Source organism: Ruegeria sp. C10, assembly GCF_056537805.1.
Window position 1 is genome coordinate 19,257 of the sequence record NZ_JBQFSC010000008.1, and the last position, 18,748, is coordinate 38,004.

Annotated in this window: 14 protein-coding genes; 11 read left to right on the top strand and 3 right to left on the bottom strand. The window is 54.3% G+C overall.

Features of this window, described 5'->3' with window-relative positions:
• Window position 1 precedes the first annotated feature (1 nt).
• From ACR0DE_RS20895 to ACR0DE_RS20910, 4 genes are all read left to right on the top strand, one after another.
• Entirely contained in the window at window positions 2–1,012 is a 1,011-nt protein-coding gene (locus ACR0DE_RS20895) for a glycosyltransferase family 2 protein (RefSeq protein ID WP_170399623.1), read from the top strand.
• Between the two features lie 3 nt (window positions 1,013–1,015).
• A complete protein-coding gene (locus ACR0DE_RS20900) occupies window positions 1,016–5,686 on the top strand; it encodes a MupA/Atu3671 family FMN-dependent luciferase-like monooxygenase (protein ID WP_480755161.1) in 4,671 nt (1,556 codons plus the stop codon).
• On the top strand, window positions 5,683–5,916 hold the full coding sequence (locus tag ACR0DE_RS20905) for a hypothetical protein (RefSeq protein WP_170399617.1): 234 nt from the start codon (window positions 5,683–5,685) through the stop codon (window positions 5,914–5,916). Before ACR0DE_RS20900 ends, ACR0DE_RS20905 begins: the two co-directional genes overlap by 4 nt.
• Window positions 5,917–6,316: 400 nt before the next feature.
• Window positions 6,317–6,469, top strand: coding sequence for a transposase (locus tag ACR0DE_RS20910; protein WP_255612279.1), 153 nt, complete (start codon window positions 6,317–6,319; stop codon window positions 6,467–6,469).
• A 153-nt stretch (window positions 6,470–6,622) separates the two neighbouring features.
• On the opposite strand, the gene ACR0DE_RS20915 is transcribed toward ACR0DE_RS20910, so the two are convergent.
• Window positions 6,623–7,315 carry a sugar transferase gene (locus ACR0DE_RS20915; RefSeq protein WP_370644482.1) on the bottom strand — a complete coding sequence of 231 codons (693 nt, stop codon included), beginning with the start codon at window positions 7,313–7,315 and terminating at the stop codon, window positions 6,623–6,625.
• A 678-nt stretch (window positions 7,316–7,993) separates the two neighbouring features.
• Between ACR0DE_RS20915 and ACR0DE_RS20920 the strand changes: the two genes are divergently transcribed.
• From ACR0DE_RS20920 to ACR0DE_RS20940, 5 genes are all read left to right on the top strand, one after another.
• Window positions 7,994–8,689, top strand: coding sequence for a VPLPA-CTERM sorting domain-containing protein (locus tag ACR0DE_RS20920; protein ID WP_480459930.1), 696 nt, complete (start codon window positions 7,994–7,996; stop codon window positions 8,687–8,689).
• 641 nt (window positions 8,690–9,330) lie between these two features.
• Window positions 9,331–10,770, top strand: a complete 1,440-nt coding sequence (locus ACR0DE_RS20925) for a UbiA family prenyltransferase (protein ID WP_170399612.1) — start codon at window positions 9,331–9,333, stop codon at window positions 10,768–10,770.
• The gene (locus ACR0DE_RS20930) at window positions 10,767–11,189 is read left to right on the top strand and encodes a GtrA family protein (protein ID WP_170399609.1); all 423 of its coding nucleotides are present in this window, start codon (window positions 10,767–10,769) and stop codon (window positions 11,187–11,189) included. Before ACR0DE_RS20925 ends, ACR0DE_RS20930 begins: the two co-directional genes overlap by 4 nt.
• Complete coding sequence (locus ACR0DE_RS20935; protein ID WP_480755164.1) at window positions 11,186–12,511, top strand: FAD-binding oxidoreductase; 1,326 nt, start codon at window positions 11,186–11,188, stop codon at window positions 12,509–12,511. Before ACR0DE_RS20930 ends, ACR0DE_RS20935 begins: the two co-directional genes overlap by 4 nt.
• A complete protein-coding gene (locus ACR0DE_RS20940) occupies window positions 12,508–13,245 on the top strand; it encodes an SDR family oxidoreductase (RefSeq protein WP_170627110.1) in 738 nt (245 codons plus the stop codon). The genes ACR0DE_RS20935 and ACR0DE_RS20940 overlap by 4 nt, the downstream gene beginning before the upstream one ends.
• Window positions 13,246–13,381: 136 nt before the next feature.
• On the opposite strand, the gene ACR0DE_RS20945 is transcribed toward ACR0DE_RS20940, so the two are convergent.
• Together ACR0DE_RS20945 and ACR0DE_RS20950 are read right to left on the bottom strand one after the other, a co-directional pair.
• A complete protein-coding gene (locus ACR0DE_RS20945; RefSeq protein WP_170399600.1) occupies window positions 13,382–14,440 on the bottom strand; it encodes an acyltransferase family protein in 1,059 nt (352 codons plus the stop codon).
• 375 nt (window positions 14,441–14,815) lie between these two features.
• Window positions 14,816–15,895: a glycosyltransferase gene (locus ACR0DE_RS20950; protein ID WP_170399597.1), complete on the bottom strand. Its 1,080-nt coding sequence runs from the start codon at window positions 15,893–15,895 to the stop codon at window positions 14,816–14,818.
• Between the two features lie 651 nt (window positions 15,896–16,546).
• Here ACR0DE_RS20950 and ACR0DE_RS20955 point away from each other — a divergent pair.
• Together ACR0DE_RS20955 and ACR0DE_RS20960 are read left to right on the top strand one after the other, a co-directional pair.
• Entirely contained in the window at window positions 16,547–17,752 is a 1,206-nt protein-coding gene (locus tag ACR0DE_RS20955; RefSeq protein WP_170399594.1) for a glycosyltransferase family 4 protein, read from the top strand.
• The gene (locus ACR0DE_RS20960; protein WP_480755166.1) at window positions 17,749–18,723 is read left to right on the top strand and encodes a polysaccharide deacetylase family protein; all 975 of its coding nucleotides are present in this window, start codon (window positions 17,749–17,751) and stop codon (window positions 18,721–18,723) included. Before ACR0DE_RS20955 ends, ACR0DE_RS20960 begins: the two co-directional genes overlap by 4 nt.
• The last annotated feature ends 25 nt before the right edge of the window (window positions 18,724–18,748 follow it).

Consider the following 18,748-nt stretch of genomic DNA (forward strand, 5'->3'; position numbering starts at 1 on the left):
AATGTCCGGTTCTGCCGTCCTTACCATTATTCTGAATTATAAGACTGCCGAGATGAGCCTGCGCTCAGCCGAAGCAGCCCTCAAGGCAATGGAAGGTGTCGAAGGCGAAATCATCCTTGTCGACAATAATTCACAAGACGGGTCATTTGAGCGGATGTGTGCACATGCCGCCTCGCAAGGTTGGAATAAAAACAACAGGGTCAGAGTACTGCAATCCGAGCACAATGGTGGTTATGGAGCAGGCAACAACGTTGGTATTCGCGCCAAGCTCAGCAATGGGCATGCACCTGATTACATTTATGTGCTGAACTCTGACGCTTTTCCCGAAAAAGAGGCCATCCGTATCCTGCGTGATCATCTCGATACCAACCCACAAACTGGTTTTGCCGGCAGCTATATTCACGGCGAAGATGATGATCCGCATCTGACCAGTTTCCGCTTTCCGTCGATCGCCAGTGAATTTGAAAGCGCAATCCGCTTTGGGCCGGTTAGCCGGATTCTGGCGCATCGTGTTGTTCCAATTCCAATCCCCGATCACAGTCGCCCAGTCGATTGGCTGGCTGGGGCAAGTCTGATGATGCGTCAAAGCCTCCTTGATGAAATTGGTTTGTTTGACGAGACCTTCTTTCTGTATTTCGAAGAAACAGATTTATGCCGCCGCGCTGCAAAAGCCGGGTATCAGACATACTATTTGCGAGACAGTCGCGTCATGCATATCGGTTCGGTATCGACTGGCATGAAGTCCTGGAGCCGAGTGCCAACGTATTGGTTCGACTCGCGTCTATACTATTTCACTAAAAACCACGGTGCTCTTTATGCGGTTGGGGCGACCCTTGCTCATCTGAGCGGCGGTTTTCTGCATTGGCTACGTTGTCTGATTACCCGCAGGAAACGCGACGTACCGCCTTTCTTTCTAACGACTTTAGCTTGGCACGATTTAAAGGCTGGCCTGTACGCTTGCCTGCCCAATAATAGGCGAGAACATCGGCCTGATCCTATTCCTGGAGAGTAACATATGCCCTTTTCAACCCTGTTGATCGGCCATGAATCCTTACTTGTGCAATGCGGAACAATGCTGCTTGAGGCCGGTCACAATATTCGAGGTGTTGTAACCCGAAATCCGGATGTGCGGAATTGGGCTGAAGGCCAGTCGCTGACGGTTCACGCGCCGGGTGCGGACCTCGCTGACCGGGTCGCTGATACCGAGTTTGACTGGCTGCTCAGTATCGCCAATCTTGATCTTCTGCCGCAGACGCTTCTGGATCAGGCCCGCAAAGGGGCGGTCAATTTCCATGATGGTCCCTTGCCTCGCTATGCCGGGCTGAACGCGCCGGTCTGGGCGCTTTTGAATGGAGAAGTTCGGCACGGCATCAGCTGGCACTTGATCACATGCGAAGTGGATAAAGGCGACATTATCACCCAGCGTCATGTGGATATCGGCGTAAACGACACGGCATTGACGCTCAACACCAAATGCTATGGCGCTGCGATGGACAGTTTTCCCGATGTCATCGCAGCGCTTGAGGCGGGCGTTCCCAACCCACACTTTCAGGACCTGAGCCAGCGCAGTTATTTTGCCCGTGACGCGCGCCCCGGGGCCGGAGCACAGATTGATTTCAGCGCCCCGGCCACACAGATTGCCACACTGGTACGTGCCCTTGATCATGGAGACTACTGGAACCCGCTGACCTGCCCTAAGCTGGACACCGGAGAACAGATCTATCTGGTTGGCCAGGCCGAGGTTCAATCATCGGAACCGGCCGCACCGGGTACAATTCTGGCCCGCGATGCGGAAAGCTTGACCATCGCCACCGGACAGGACGCCATCAGATTAAGCCAGTTTAGAGACTGTTTTGGCAAAGGGATCACGGCGGCAGACATCGCCCCGGATTGCAATGTGCTCCCCTTGTTCAGTGCCGCGGACCGGGCCGAGCTTACCGCCACACTCGCCCCCACTGCCAAAGCAGATATTCACTGGCGGAAACCATTGGAAACACTGAAACATTCCGATCTGCCACTGATTGAGCGGAATGCGCCCGCATCCGCGGTGATTACACATATCGTAAATGGAAGCGCCACATTCGAGAAAGCCGCCACTGCGCTGGCCGCGCTTTTCCTGCGCCAAGGGGGAGGTGATACTCTGAATCTGGCTCTATCTCTGCCCGAAACGGCCTCAGACTATATCAGCGACTGGGTGCCAGTCACCGTGTCATCGGGTAATACCATGGTAGAGCTACAGGCCGGGCTGACACAGGACATCACTGCGGCCCGGGCACGTGGCGGGTTTTCCATTGACCTGCCCGCGCGTCTGTCCCGGTCCAGAGATGATCATTTTGCTATGCCGCAGCTTGGCTTGACGGATACAAACGCAGAGCTGATCCCCGGCACCAGCCTGACCCTGTCGCTTGTAGAGGGTCAGATTCAGCTCTGTGCCGACAGTGGCCATATCAGCGCCGAGGCGCTGGCCCTGATCGCCGCCCGGCTTGAGGCCATCATGGCACAGTTGGATACCCCAGAGACGGTTGGAAAACCCATCCGCGATCTATCCCTGATGTCTGAAGCCGAGCGGGTGAAAATCCTGACGGAATGGAATGCGACCGACACGGACTATGATCACACGACCTGCATTCACCAGCACTTTGAAACCCAAGTCGCCCGGACGCCCGACGCCACTGCGCTGGCTTTCGAAGATCAAAGCTTTAGCTACGATGCCTTGAACCGTGCGGCCAACCGGGTTGCGCATGTTCTGCAGGATATGGGGGTTGGTCCCGGCACTTTGGTCGGGTTGCATGTCAAACGCTCGCCGCAGCTTGTGATCGCAGCTCTGGGTATTCTCAAAGCTGGCGGTGCCTATGTGCCGATGGACCCTTCTTACCCGGCGGATCGCACTGCGCTGTATCTTCAGGATAGCGCCGCACCCGTTGTCATCACCGAGACCGATCTCGCCCGGAACTTGCCGGAATCCGGGGCGCAGCTACTGTCAATCGATGCGGATTCGCGCCTGTCTGCTGCGGCTGACAGCAACCCCGACAGCACCGTGACGGCAGATGATCTGGCCTATGTGATCTATACGTCAGGTTCGACCGGACGACCCAAGGGCGTGATGATCGAACACCGCAATGTATCGAACTTCTTCACCGGCATGGATGGGCGTATTTCACATGACCCGGCAGGTGTCTGGATGGCAGTCACCAGCTTGTCCTTCGATATTTCCGTGCTGGAGTTGTTCTGGACACTGGCCCGCGGTTTCAAGGTTGTTCTGAGCGATGATGATAACCGCGCCCTTGTGGCGGGCGACAGTACCCCTGCGCGCGGAAGCACCGGACGTGGCATGGACTTCAGCCTCTATTACTGGGGTAATGATGACGGCGTCGGGCGCGATAAATACAAATCCCTGCTAGAGGGGGCAAAATTCGCCGACAAGCACGGATTTTGCGCTGTCTGGACGCCCGAGCGTCACTTCCACGCCTTTGGCGGTCCCTATCCGAACCCATCAGTCACTGGCGCAGCCGTCGCAGCCGTCACCGAGAGCCTATCGGTCCGCGCGGGCTCCTGTGTCGCCCCCCTGCACCATCCGGCCCGGATCGCCGAGGAATGGGCCATCATCGACAATCTGACCAACGGACGTGCGGCGCTGGCGATCGCTTCTGGCTGGCAACCTGATGATTTCGTTCTGCGCCCAGAAAACACCCCGCCGGACAACAAGCCAGCCATGCTGCAATCCATCGATATCCTGCGCAAACTCTGGAAGGGAGAGCCCGTCGAGTTTCCAAAGAAGTCCGGAGAAATGCACGCTGTTGTCACTCAGCCCCGGCCGGTTTCGAAGACGCTTCCAGTATGGGTCACCACAGCAGGCAACCCGGCAACCTGGAAAGAGGCTGGCGCCATTGGCGCAAATGTCCTGACCCACCTTCTGGGACAAAGCGTCGATGAAGTCGCTGACAAAATCGGTCTCTACCACAGCGCATTGCGCGAAGCAGGCCATGACCCGAAGGACCACACAGTCACCCTGATGTTGCATACATTCGTCGGAGCGGATCGTGAAGAGGTACGCGAAGTGGCGCGCGAACCGATGAAGGATTACCTGCGCTCCGCTGCAGGATTGATCAAACAATATGCCTGGGCCTTCCCCGCCTTCAAGAAACCCGAGGGCGTCAGCAATGCGTTCGAACTGGACCTGGGCTCGCTTGAAGAAGAAGAACTTGAGGGCATTCTTGATTTCGCCTTCCTGCGGTATTTCGAAGACTCGGGTCTTTTTGGCACGGTCGAAGACTGCTTGGCGCGCGTCGAAGAGCTCAAGCGCATTGGCGTGGATGAGATTGCCTGTCTGATCGACTATGGCGTCCCGGTGGATCAGGTGCTTGAGGGGCTTAAACCTCTGGCCGAAGTTCTGCGCCTGTCCAATCAGGATACAGAACCGGCCGAGGATGATTTCTCGATCGCAGCGCAAATTCATCGCCACAAGGTTACGCATATGCAGTGTACCCCCAGCATGGCGCAGATGCTGGTTATGAATGACGAGGCCCGTCAGGCGATGGCGCGCCTCAAGCACATGATGATCGGGGGCGAGGCGCTACCCGGCTCACTGGTTTCGGAATTGGCCGAGATCACCTCGGCACATGTTGAGAACATGTATGGGCCGACCGAAACCACCATCTGGTCGACGACTGAAACTGCAACTCCGGTGTTGGGTACGGTCAACATCGGTCGACCGATTGCCAATACTCAGGTTTATGTTCTGGACGAAGATCAAAACCCACTACCCACTGGTGTCGCGGGTGAGCTTTACATTGGCGGGGCTGGCGTTGCCCGTGGGTACTGGCAGCGTGAAGACTTAACGGCCGAGCGTTTTGTGCCTGACCCATTCAACAACCAACCCGGTGCTCGGATGTACCGGACAGGAGATCTGGCGCGCTGGCGTCCGGACGGGCGACTCGATTTCCTGGGGCGGGCGGACCATCAGGTCAAGCTGCGCGGATACAGGATTGAATTGGGAGAGATCGAAAGTGTTCTGGATGCCCAATCAGGCATTCGCCAGTCCGTTGTTATGGCCCGCGAAGACACTCCGGGCTTGACCCAGTTGGTCGGCTATCTGATCGCGGATGGCGACCTGAATGAACGGGCGCTGCGGGATACGCTGACCGGACAACTGCCCGAATTCATGATCCCCGCACATTTCGTTACGCTGGACAGCTTTCCACTGACGCCCAACAAGAAAATTGATCGTAAGGCGTTGCCAGCCCCTCGGCCCCGCAAGGCCGCTCCAACCACACAGACCCAGGTGGTGCAAACCACCGACCCCGCACCCGCAGCAGCATCGGGTGGAACGGCTGTTCGACAGGTTGCCGCGATATGGTCCCGGATTCTGGGCATTCAGGATATCGGCCCGCGCGACAATTTCTTTGACCTTGGCGGGCATTCACTACTGGCCGTACAGGCGCATCGGGAAATCAAGAAAGAGCTAAATGTTCCGGGTCTCAGCATCACGGATATTTTCCGGTTCCCAATGTTGGGTGTACTAGCTGCCAAGATCGAAGAAAAAACAGAGGGCGCGGCTGGAACCGGTTCAACTTCAGAAACCACCCCGACAACGGAAGGATCTGTCCAATCCGACAAGGCCGCAAAACGCAGCGACGCCATGTCGCGCCGACGGGAAATGCGCGCCCGACGTCAAAAGCAGGCGTGACAGAACTTGATCTGATCCGCGCTGAATTACGTGGCTTGGTCGACCCCGATGTTGGGAGCGGTGTCACCGATCCCAAGGCGCCCGAAGGCGCGTTATTTCCCAAAGAAGCCTCTGCTGTAGATCGTGCCGTCCCAAATAAAGCAGGTCGTGCGGCGGCCCATCAAACCACGGCAGAGATCGGCCACCATGAAAGCTCTGTCCTGATGGTCCCTGATCGCAGCTTAATCTGACCTGCGGGCTTAGTAGGCTCCATCACTCATTATGAGGGTACCTGCAAAGCTGTCGTCGCTAATGATCAGGTAGTTCGCAGTATCGATATCTAACCCAACACACCCCTTTGATCCTGATTTGGAAGAAGTAATTTGCACCCCGGCGGAGCGGGCTTGGCTTACAACTCAACCTCAGAAACAGTGTCCCTGCGTCTCTGCCTAATCCCCCATCGGCAGAGCCCTGAGCTTTATTGCCAACACTGGGACGCCTGACCGTGTTCCTTGAAGATGGTCGCTTGGATCACTCGCACCCTGACCGCCATCGCAAACGGTCATAAGCAATCCGACATCAGCAGTCTGGTGTCCTGGGATTGCGCTGCAGACGTGTGATCGGCGCACCGCTTACTTGCAATCCATCCGCGTGGATAATGTAGAATGCGTTTTGGCACGGGACCATGCCTATATGTTCATAACGGTACCACCACATCTGGCGTTGTCGAAGGCCATGCAGCGGATCAAGGGGCGCTCATCCCGCCGTGTTCAGATGGCATTTCCGGACTTGCTCAAGCGCTAGTGGGGAAGGCGGTTCCGGGTTTGCTGGAACTTCGCCACAACTTCGGAAAATATCACCGACGACTTCATCATACGTCATCAGGAGTTACAGTCCAAACGCGATGCTGCCGACGTCAGCCTGTATGTGGTTCACTTGTCCGAAAAATAGTGCGGATCAATATCCGGTACCACGCAACACAACACCGACTGTCGCGAATATAATGCCCAGATCAGTGCGTAAAGACAGTTGTCCAGCATACGAAGTGTCAAAATCGGCACGGCTGGCAAAGCTGCTGGCATTACGCTGAGATACCTGCCACAGGCCAGTCAGCCCGGGGCGCATAGAATAGTAAGCTTTACCCGGATATAAATTTTTTTGCTCCGGCATCATCGGGCGTGGACCAACAAGGCTCATTTCACCGGCCAGAACATTCCAGAGCTGCGGCAACTCATCCAATGATGCCTTACGCATCAATTGACCGATTTTTGTGACGCGCGGATCGTTTTTGAGCTTCTGGGTTTCGTCCCATTCACGCTTGGCAGTTGGGTCTCGCGTCAGGTGATCTGCCAGCAAAACATGCGCATTGGGAACCATGCTGCGTAGTTTCCACATGGTGAATTCTTTGCCATCACGGCCAATACGCGTTTGTCCGTAGAATGGATTGCTTCCATCTCGCGCGACAAGCAATGCCAAAAACAACAGAGTCGGCAGGACGATCGGCAAGGCCAGAAGAATCAGAGCAATATCAAGGATGCGTTTAAAGAAGTTTGAGTAAACGCCCACCTGCGGAAAGCGATATACTCCATGTTCGACCTGAATAATAACAGGTTGCGATTCTCTCGGAATATCAGTGTATTGAACTGTCACTTTTTAACTCACAAACACATGAATCACGGTGGATTCATACTCGTTACAACACGCTTACCAGCACTCACATCGAACCGAGGCCGCAAAAAATCAATAAAGACCCCAATTATGGCGAAAATTCTGCCACGCCACAACGTTAACACATTTTAACTCGGGTCCACAAATAGTCATTGTCCACAAATCAAAAAATCTTACGGCGCTCCAACAATCCTAAGTTCCAGGCGCGATGAATGTTTCTGGTTTCGCTACTCTTATGGCCGTCTGGCGATTTTTGATGCTCGAGCGGAGACAAAAGGAGAGTTGAGAATATCGGCTACGATTCTCAATTGTTCCCAAGCCGCACGCAAACAAGTTTTTGGTTAATTGGATGATGTTTTCCGATAGTTCCGAAGCAGAGCGAAATGATTAAAGATCGACAACGATCCTCGGTGCTTCGACGCGTCATTGTAAGACGACCAATTCGTAGTCTTGTACTTTGTGGCCCCCCAGCTGCTCATGCGCTCCAGCCATCACGCTGGTTTCGCAAGATGTGTCACCTCAGGCCATTTGTGCAATAAAACCCGACAAAGCCTACTGGCTTGTAAAATGATCGTAAAAAAGCTAATTTCATTCAGTATAGTAGGATAATAATGTCGAAATGACATAACTCACGACTGGTACCTAGTTTTTTAGGGGGTAATGATTGAAATGTTTACAAAACAGATCGGGGCGGGATTCGCCGCCGCTATCGTTCTGTTGTGCGCAACGTCTGCGGGCGCAGCAACGATAAATTTCAACGTTGACCGCAGCTATACCAATGGCTCTAATAATTATACCAGTACGGATGGATCAGTAACCGTCGGCGTGGATGGTGTTCGGGTCAACAACTCAGGCACAATCATCAATACTTCTAATTTCTGGACTGCAAGCTGGGATGGGGCCAGCAATCGCAGTGGATTGGGCGTTTATGACTGCCGCTGGCAAAACCGGTGCTTGGACAATCATTTGATCGACGGGCGGGGCCCGGACGAATTCGCGCTGATTGATTTCGGCGACCTGACAGTTGAAGTGACATCGGTCACCTTCTCTTACTGGGACCGCCGCGATACGTTCGCATTCGGCACCTATGACAGCTCTGTGCTTCCGGCCACAGCCGTGATTTACGAAGAAAACTTAGGTGACGGAAACTCTAATCCTTACACACATTACTTTGGCGCAGGAGAGGTCACAGGCTCGCTCATCGGGTTCGGCGCTGACAGCTGGCGTGATAACTTCGCACTACAAAGCATCACGTTCAATGTGTTGTCTGCGGTGCCCTTGCCTACTGGTCTCGCACTGCTTTTGACAGGGTTATGTGGGCTCGGGTTTATGCATCGTCGCCGTCAATTCGCCTGACCAAAAGCGCAATATTCTGATTGAAAGCCAGCGCACTTCACAAGCTGGCTTTTGTGGCGCTTCAGAAGTATGTTCCACTTCCAAAGCCACATTTCATTTGACGGTCTGGACTGGTGCCATGGCGGCTTTATCGATACTCGGTCTGATCGTCGGAACAGTTCTGAAACTTGCCTCTCAACATAGTGTATGGAGCGCTGGAGCACGTTTATTCGACAATCTCACCCGCGGGTGGTTTGTGTTAGCGCTTCTGCTTGTAATGGCCGTCTTCCGCTTGGGGCTTTGCCGTCTTGGGGCGCTTGGGCGCACCCATCGACCATGTTCTCGCCCACAATGGAGCGCGAGTCGTGGCGCTGGAGGTCTTTTGCGAGCGTCATGAAGTATGGCGATGATAAAGGACGCAATCTTGCAGGACTTCAAGGCATGGCCTATACAATGATTGGGTTTAAATTACGGGAAACATTGCGATACTACAGGCATTTGCGGAATTACGCGATCGCGTCCAGCCCCCCATTTCTCTTAGTATAGGTTCTTTTGCCTCATTCTGTACCGGATACCAAGAATGCTCCGTTTGTCTGAGATACCACCTCGTGTCACTTTAATATGGAGGCTTGTTCTCGTGGCGTATTCAGGAGATTAACAGTATGGAACTGGACCAGTTGAAAGACCAGCGCATACTTGCTGTCGATCTCGACGGCACGCTTCTGCGGTCTGACATGTTGTTTGAAAGTTTCTGGTCAGCGACCAGCCGGGACTGGCACGCGCCTCTGGGTGCTGCATTTGCGCTGGCTGGAGGGCGGGCGGCGCTCAAACGCAGTCTCGCGGGGCGGATGGATATAGATGTCACGACGCTGCCTTATGACCCGCAGGTCATCGATTATATCAATGCATGGCGGTCGGAGGGGGGAACAGTTTTTCTGGTCACGGCGTCCGACGAGACGATTGCCCAAGAGATTGCCCAGCATCTTGATATTTTTGATGGCGTCTACGGCTCGAACGGGGTCCGCAATCTCAAATCCAGTGAAAAAGCCGCCTTTTTGACCGACCAATTCGGGCGCGGTGGCTATGCCTATATGGGGGATGCGGAGGCGGATCTGCCGGTCTGGGAGAGCGCAAATAGGGCGGTCACGGTCAACCTACCTGCGCCCCTGCGCCAACGTGTTGACGGTTTGGGGTTGGAAGTTGAACATTTGTCCACCGCCCAACCCGGCCTGCGGGATTATCTCAAGGCGATCCGGGTGCATCAATGGCTGAAGAACCTTTTGGTCTTTCTGCCGATGTTGGCGGCCCACCAGCTCGACGCCGAGACCTTTCTGCAAAGCCTTCTGGCCTTCGTGGTCTTCTCTATCGTGGCCTCCAGCATCTATGTTCTCAATGACTTGCTCGACTTGCGCTCCGACCGGGCGCATCCCACGAAATGCAAGCGCCCCTTCGCGGCGGGCACAATCCCGATCGCTCATGCCACCTACCTGATCGCCGCGTTGATGGGACTGGGCCTGATCCTGTCCCTGTTTCTCGGTGGAGCCTTCATTGGGATTATGCTGCTCTATGTCGTTGTCACTACGCTCTATTCGCTCTGGCTGAAACGCAAAGCGATCATGGATATCGGCACATTGGCTGCGCTCTATACCACGCGGATCATCGCAGGCGCCGTGGCAACGGGTATTACGCTGTCGATGTGGCTTCTGGCCTTCTCGATTTTCTTCTTCCTGTCGCTGGCCATCGTGAAACGGCAGGCGGAATTGATGGACAGTGCTGCGCGCGGCAAGCTCAAAGCTGCCGGGAGAGGCTATGTTGTCGATGACCTACCTGTTCTGGTCATGATGGCTGTAGCGTCCGGCTATGTGGCCGTCCTGGTTATGGCGCTCTACATCCAGTCGCCTTCGGTTTCGGAGCTTTACACAAACCCCAAATTTTTGGGCGCCATCTGCGGCATCCTGCTCTACTGGATCTCCCGGGTCATCCTGTTGGCGCATCGTGGCCAAATGCACGAGGACCCGGTCGTCTTTGCTGCACGAGATCGGCAAAGTCGGATCTGTGCTATATTGATCATCCTCGTCGCCGCTGGTGGGACGCTGTTGTGAGCATCATACGTATAGCGGTTCTCTATGCCTTGTTTGCCGTGATCGCGACAGTGATCAACCTCGGCGTCCAGAGGCTGGTTCTGTCGTGGAACAGTGACGCAACTGGCTTTGCGCTGGCGGTCTTTTGCGGCACGCTCGCGGGCCTCGTCGTCAAATATACCCTCGACAAACGCTGGATTTTTGCCGATTTCAGTACAGGTTTCAAAGCGCACGGCCAGAAATTTACGCTCTACACGATCATGGGAATTGTCACGACAGCGATCTTTTGGGGTACGGAAACAGCGTTTTGGCTGATCTGGGACACGGATATGATGCGTGAACTTGGCGCTGTGTTGGGGCTCTCGGTGGGTTATGTCGTCAAATATTTCCTCGATCGACGCTTTGTCTTTCAGAATACCCAAAAGGCGGCGGCGGTATGACAGAGCTTTCGGGCTGGGGCGGTTTTCCCAAACATTACGGGGTGGCAACAGAGCCTGAGAACGAGACTGCATTGGTCGAAGCTGTCACGGCTGGGGCGGTGATCGCGCGCGGCAATGGGCGGGCCTATGGTGACAGCGCGATTGGCTTGCGCAGCACGGTCAATATGCACAGGTTCAACCACATGCTCAGCTTTGACCGGCAAAGCGGAATTCTGGTGGCTGAGGCGGGCGTTCTGCTCAGTGATATCATCCCGGCGTTTTTGCCTCATGGATGGTTCCCCCCGGTCACGCCGGGGACGAAATTTGTCACCCTCGGAGGCATGATCGCAGCGGATGTTCATGGCAAAAACCATCACAAAGATGGCAGTTTCCGCAACTTCGTGGACTGGCTGGACGTGATGGATACCGAAGGCGTCGTGCATCGCTGCAGCCGCAATGAGAAACCCGAGCTGTTCGAGTGGACAATAGGTGGCATGGGGCTCACGGGTATTATCTTGCGCGCCGGAATCCGGTTGAGAGCGGTACCCTCTGCATGGATCCGGCAGACCGCGCAGGCCCTTCCCAATCTCGACGCCGTCATCACTGCTTTTGAAGCGGCACATGAGGCCACCTATTCGGTTGCCTGGATCGATTGCCTGCAATCTGGTGATGCCCTTGGGCGAGCCATTCTGATGCTGGGGGAGCATGCCATACCGGAAGAGTTGTCTGATGACGCGGCACGCTACCCGTTCGAAATCCCGAAAAAGATGCGGCGCAGCGTCCCCTTCGCGCCGCCCTTCAGCCCGTTAAACGGCCTCACGGTTCGGGCTTTTAACGCGCTTTATTACTGGAATGGATGCCGCAAATCCGGGACCAGCTTTCTCGATTATGACAGCTATTTCTACCCGCTCGATGCCATCCACGGCTGGAACAGGATCTATGGGAGACGCGGCTTCATGCAGTTCCAGTGCGTTCTGCCGCTGGAGACATCGCGCAAGGGACTTCACGCGCTGCTCAAGACTACCTCGCAGGAAAAAGCCGGTTCCTTTCTTGCCGTACTCAAACGGTTTGGGCCGCAGGATAGCGCCTTCTCCTTTCCCATGCTGGGTTATACACTGGCCCTCGACTTCCCCGCCACGCCTAAGATGATCGCGTTGATGTGCAAGCTGGACGAGATCACGTTGGAACATGGCGGGCGTTTTTATCTCGCCAAGGACAGCCGCATGAGCGCACAGACATTGCATGCCTCCGATCCCCGTACTGAGCAATTCCGGCAGATGCGAACGCAACTTGGTGCAGCGGAGGCATTTCAGTCACATCAATCACAAAGGCTGGATCTATGAGCAAAGGAACAGTCCTGCTTCTCGGCGCGCGCTCCGATATCGGTCGTGCAACAGCGCATCGCTTTGCCAAAGAAGGCTATGACATCCAACTTGCTGCACGCGATAGTACCGCGCTGGAAAAGACCCGGACGGATATGGCTTTGCGTCACAACGTGGAGGTAAGCCTACACGACTTTGACGTGCTGGACAGTGCCGCGCATACCGGGTTCGTCGACGCTCTGCCTGTCTTGCCGGACGTGGTGATCTGCGCCATCGGACTGATGGGGGATCAGATCGAGAATGAACGTGACATCGAGGCTGCTACCCGCGTGATGCGGAGCACCTATGAGGGTCCGGCGCACATTCTGGGTCTTCTGGCGGAGCGGTTCGATGCGCGGGGTTCCGGGCAGATCGTGGGCATCAGTTCCGTGGCGGGCAATCGCGGACGGGCCAAGAATTATGTCTATGGCTCTGCCAAGGCAGGCTTTACCGCCTATCTCTCCGGCCTGCGCAACCGGATGGCCAAACGCGGGATCCACGTAATGACGGTGCTGCCAGGGTTCGTGAATACGCAGATGACCGCAGGTATGGACCTGCCCGAAAAACTGACGGCAGAACCCGAAGAGGTGGCTGATGCGATCTTCAAGGGCTTACGCAAAGGCCGGAACATCATCTACGTGCGCCGCATCTGGTTTGTGATCATGGCGATTATTGGTGCGATCCCGGAAGGCGTATTTAAGAAGATGGATATTTGACGCGCTGTGCACGTGCAGTTCGCGCCAGCAAAAGCCCTTGGTGGGTCCGCTCCGCTTCTCTAGATTTAGCAAAAGTGAATACGCGCGGGATCAAGACCGCAGGGGGGTAACAAATTGTGCGCGACGACGGTTCGGGCTATTTTAGAGAACGAAAACCACTTTTAAAGTGCACGTTTCCGATGGTTGTCGTTAGCCACCTTCTGAAACGCATTTCGACAATGTAATAACTCAGCAAAGATGTAATGTACGTTATAGTACAAACAGCGATGACCAGCCAAAAATCGTTACCACGTGAAAAATCCATTAGGGCTCCAACCAACAGCAAAACGGGCACGTGAAACAGGTAGGTGCTATACGATAGATCACCCAAGTGAGGCCCAATTTTGCCTACACCTGACGACAGTTTAAGAAACACATCCTCAGTGAGAAAAAAGCCAACAACCATCGCGACTGAAAAAGCCTCTTTGTACCAAGGGAACCTTAACTCTAACGACGCTAAAGCGACGCTGGCGCATATAGCAGCGATGGTATAGCGACGCGTTCTTGGCCATTCCTGCATACGGAAGAGTTTAATTCCAACCAAATATATCAAAACACCAAAAGCAAAATTAAAGAGTACGATGTTAGATGCAATTGGTCCGACTGGAAGTCCGAAACGGCCGCCAATTGGCAACGCTAAAACTACAGCTACGGCGATCACCAAAGACCATTTTTTGTTAATCAATAAGGCAACGGCCAGGATTGCGTAAAAAAACATCTCGAAATTAAGTGTCCAGCCCACTGTAAGAACTGGGATGTAACCTATCCCAGATGCGTGTTCATGAGGGATAAAGAGCATTGAAAACAAAACGTCCCTCAAGGTTGACCCATGCAGGAAACTTACGGCGTCCCAATTCGCGAACGGGAGAACCGCCAAAAAGACCACTGTCGCCAGCCAATAGGCCGGTATGATGCGGGTCGCTCTATCCCGACAAAACCGTGCCGCTGAGACATGGCCGCGAGAAATGGACATGGCCATAACTAAACCGCTGAGAACAAAAAAAATGTCGACGCCGAGGCTTCCGTGATAAGTAAAGAACGCCTCTATTTTGTTTTCAGGCTCAAAGTCTCGATATACCTGAATGTAATGATGAAAAACGACCATCCAGGCTGCTAGAGCTCGAAGCCATTGGAGGCTAACCACTTTTTCTGTCATTGGGCGCTATGATTTATTTGTTTTCAGGATGTTACATATATCAGACGTTTGCTTTCAGTGCTATAGACGCTGTCGTTTTCCAGTTTATAGAATGGCTTTCTCAATGGTCCCGATGACTCGTACATTTTGACCGGGAATTTGGAGGCGATGGCTTACGACCTTTAATGCTCTTCTAATTTAAGTTGCCTAATATATCAGTTCGAAAGCTGGTGGCAGACATTCCCGGATTCAAGCCGAGGTGTCCGTCAGGAAACAGCCTCAGCTTTCCGAAAAACTGACGGCGGAAAACTCGGGCAGAAAATCCGAGTTATGAACTTCAGAACAGAGAGCAATCTAGGTTGCGTTCCAAATTTCTAGCAAGAGGCCACAGCAAATTTAAGTCTCGAGTATGCGCTGTTGACACACCGGATACCATGCTTCCAGTTCACCAGGGGGCATATTCGGAATTTGGCGGGACTGGCGTATTGCGCTCAGGATACCTCTGGCCTGCGGGAGGGTCAGCCGCTTTTGAAGAATATCTTTCAAGAACTCGGCCAGCAGTTTTCGTCGGAGAAGTGGGCGGAAGCGCCGTTTTGCCAATGCGTTTCCGTGTTTTGTGACCAGCAATGCCTGGTTCATATTGCTCAGAACAGTTGTCTTGTAGCGGTCAATTCGCCCCGTCGCGATATTATAATGATTAAGAAGCGCCTTTTCTGCCGTGACCAGACTTTGCGTTCGGGAAATCCGGTAGCTCGCATCAAGATCCTCGCCGGGGCTATAAGAACGCAACAGGTTCTCAAAAGGTTCACGAAGAATGCTTTCACGACGGAAGGTCATGCGACAGCCGTGAAAGAGCCGCTCGGGCCAAACCGACATTCCCTGAACCTCAACAGGTATCGGTAGGTCAGGAAATTTTCCTTCATATGGAATGAATACTTCTTCCTGATGCATCAGGAAGACCTTACGCCAGATGAAGTACTTTATCCGCCCCACCCAGAACCAGCGGCTTTTTATTGCTTCCTGTCGATTGTCTTGCTTTTGCGGACCCCTACTCTCCATTAGATGAGGAGGCGCGTCTGACAGCGCGGCCTGCACGCCGCCTATCTGCTCCTTTGTATCCGCCTCATAGATCTTCATGATTTCTGAAGCACAAGTCGGATACATCAGGGAGTCGTCGTCAATAAGAAACACAATGTCGGCCCGCGCCTCTGATACTGCTGTGTTACGTTGCACCGCTGTCGAGCCAATGTCACATGTCCTATAAACCATCCGGATGCCTGAATCTGGTTCGATCAATGCTTTGATTGCACTTGCGTGGGTTTCCCAGTCAGGGCTGGTGTCAATGACAATGATTTCACATGGCGCCCGTGTTTGCGCCAGCGCCAACTCTATACATGTCCGGAGAATATCAGGGCGTTTGTTAGTTGCAATCAACAGGCCCCAGCTCAGCGGCTTAAATTCAGTCAAATCAGTCATGTAGTGCCGCTAACCTTTTCATCTAACACGTGCTCGGCTCGATCCCGCCTTGCGGGTTTGTCAATAGGTGTCAATCGAGATCACTCCCGGGATGCGCACGGCGATACTAATAATAGTGATATCGACATAAGGGGAATCAGCTGGTGGTTTCATGACCTAACCTAAACATCAAATAGCGGTCATTTTCACATCCACATAGACAGAAATCAAATTGACTGGAGCGGATCAAGCGAGGACCTTTGTGCGAGGATCGAATTCGGGCCGGTGTCGTGACCAATTTTGACGCAATGGCAGAGGCTTTGCAAAGCAAGGTAACATCAGTTGCAAAATTTCTGTCTTGAAAGGGTTCTGGATTCAGAGGCTTCATTCTATGCATGGTCCAACGCCAGGCTTTGCCGGCAATTTTTGAAGACAATAGATCATGAACAGACACATTCTTTTAATTAGGGGAACAGGTTTTGGACTTGCACACCAATGCCCGTACGAAGACCTTTGGCAAAGCGTATCTACAGTCGGTCAGGTAGAGCTACGGTATCCTTTGCTGACTTCTCCCCAACCTGGGAGCTCCTGGAATTCGCAATGAAGCATGGGTTTCGGTCCATAAGCAAAAGCATTCGGGGCCTTTCCGGCCACGGCAAGGTGTAGTCCCAGATGCGCGTAGCCTACCTGATTAACCAATACCCTGCGATCAGCCATACCTTCATCCGTCGCGAGATCCGGGCCCTGGAGGACATGGGAGTCGAGGTCGAACGTTTTGCGCTCAGGGGCTGGGACAGCGATGTTGTTGATACGCTGGACCGCGAAGAGATGGCCCGGACCCGTCACACACTGAAAGATGGAACCGCCCGGCTGATACTGGGGGCGCTTGTCTGGGGCCTGCGTCATCCGCAGGCATTCTTGCGCGGCCTGAAGTTGGCGTTTTTGATGTCGAAGGGGGCCATTCGCCCCTGGCCCTATCACCTGATCTACCTCGCCCATGCTTGCCGAATCATGACCTGGCTCGAGGGGAAGGAAGTGAGCCATTTGCATGCGCATTTCGGCTCTAATTCAGCGGAAATCGCCGCCTTAGTAGAGGCTTTGAGCGGCCCGGGCTTCAGCTTCACAACGCACGGGTCAGAAGTTTTTGATGATCCCAAACGCCATGCCCTACCGCTGAAAGTAGACCGGGCGCGGTTTGCGGTGACTTCTTGCGCATACATTGGCAGCCAGATGATGTACAATGTGCCACCCGCGCTCTGGTCAAAAGTTAATGTTGTGCATTGCGGGTTGGCGGCCACGGCCTTTGCCAACGATGCAACACCTTTGCCGGATGCGCCGATTTTCCTGAGCGTCGGACGTTTCAGCCCTGAAAAGGGACATTTACTGCTGATTGAAGCCTTTGCCGCTGTACATGCCGCTCACCCCGGGGCGCGGCTGGTGTTGGCAGGCGACGGGCCGATGCGCGCGATGCTGGAAGATCACATTGCACAGCTGAACCTTGAGCAAGCGGTGAGGATCACCGGCTGGGTGACATCAGATCAGGTGCGTGCGGAATTGCGCGGTGCCCGTGCGTTGGTGCATCCAAGCTTTACCGAGGGCTTGCCCGTTGTGATCATGGAAGCCATGGCCGAGTACCGACCAGTCATTTCGACTTATATAGCGGGCATTCCGGAACTGGTTCAGGATGGGCAAACAGGTTGGTTGGTACCGGCCGGGCAAGTGAAGGATCTAACCATGGCGATGCTGGCCTGCGCAGACATGCCCGCTGAAAAGCTTGAGGCAATGGGTCAAGCCGGATTCGACCGGGTGCGTGCGCGCCACGATGCGTCTGTCGAAGCTGCCAAGTTGAAAGCCTTGTTCAAGGCCCTCGGGTCATGAAGGCGGTTTTGAAACGGGGAGCGCTTTGGGCGCTGACCACGCCACCAGTCTATGGGTTGCTACGTCGTCGGGCGTTTCACGGAAATCCCGTGACAATCCTGTGCTATCACACACTCCGGCCGGCCAGCGAGAAGTTGGATGCATGGACTGCGCTGTCGGTTGATGCGTTTCGTGCGCAAATCGATCTGCTGCGGCAGGACTATGATATCGTATCTCTGGACGATGCATTGGCTCCTACCACTAGCGACCGCTGCCGTGTGGTGCTGACTTTCGATGACGGGGAATTGGGGCTCTACGAGCACCTGTTGCCGATTGTCCGAGCTGAAGCCCTGCCGGTGACTGTCTATGTTGCCACCAAACAGATCGAAACCGGCCGGGCCTTCTGGTTCGATCGTGTGATGAATGCATTGCAGAGTGCGGGCACCACAAAGATCAAACTGGATGGCATTGGATCCTGGCAGATCGGACCTGACCGCAGTAAGCTGCGTTGGGCTCAGATCGGCCCGGTATTAGAAGCTTTGAAGGCGGTAAATACCAGAGACAGAAACGCGTTAGCCGACAAAATTATCGCGCAGACAGGTCAGGAGACCAAAGGCTTCACTCCGCTTCAACCCATGAGCCTCCCACAGTTGCAGGAACTTTCGGCGGAACCTCTCGTAACCATCGGATCACACACCCACAGCCATGAATTGCTGGACCAGATATCACTTGATGACGCAGGCGCCAGCGTCGCGCGATCGCGCGATCTGCTGCAGGGCTGGACCGGGCAAGAGATCCGTCATTTCGCCTACCCCAATGGCAATTACACGCCCGACTTAATGAAAATGCTTTATGATCTGGGTTTTGTCAGCGCCACGATCCTGGAGGATAGGCATATGACGCCTGACGATCCGCAGCAGGCTCTGCCCCGGATCGGTATAGGCCGGTATGATGGGGCAGCTAGATTTCGATTGCGGATGGTGGGGATGTGAGGTTTCGCGCAAATTGGGTTTGTTA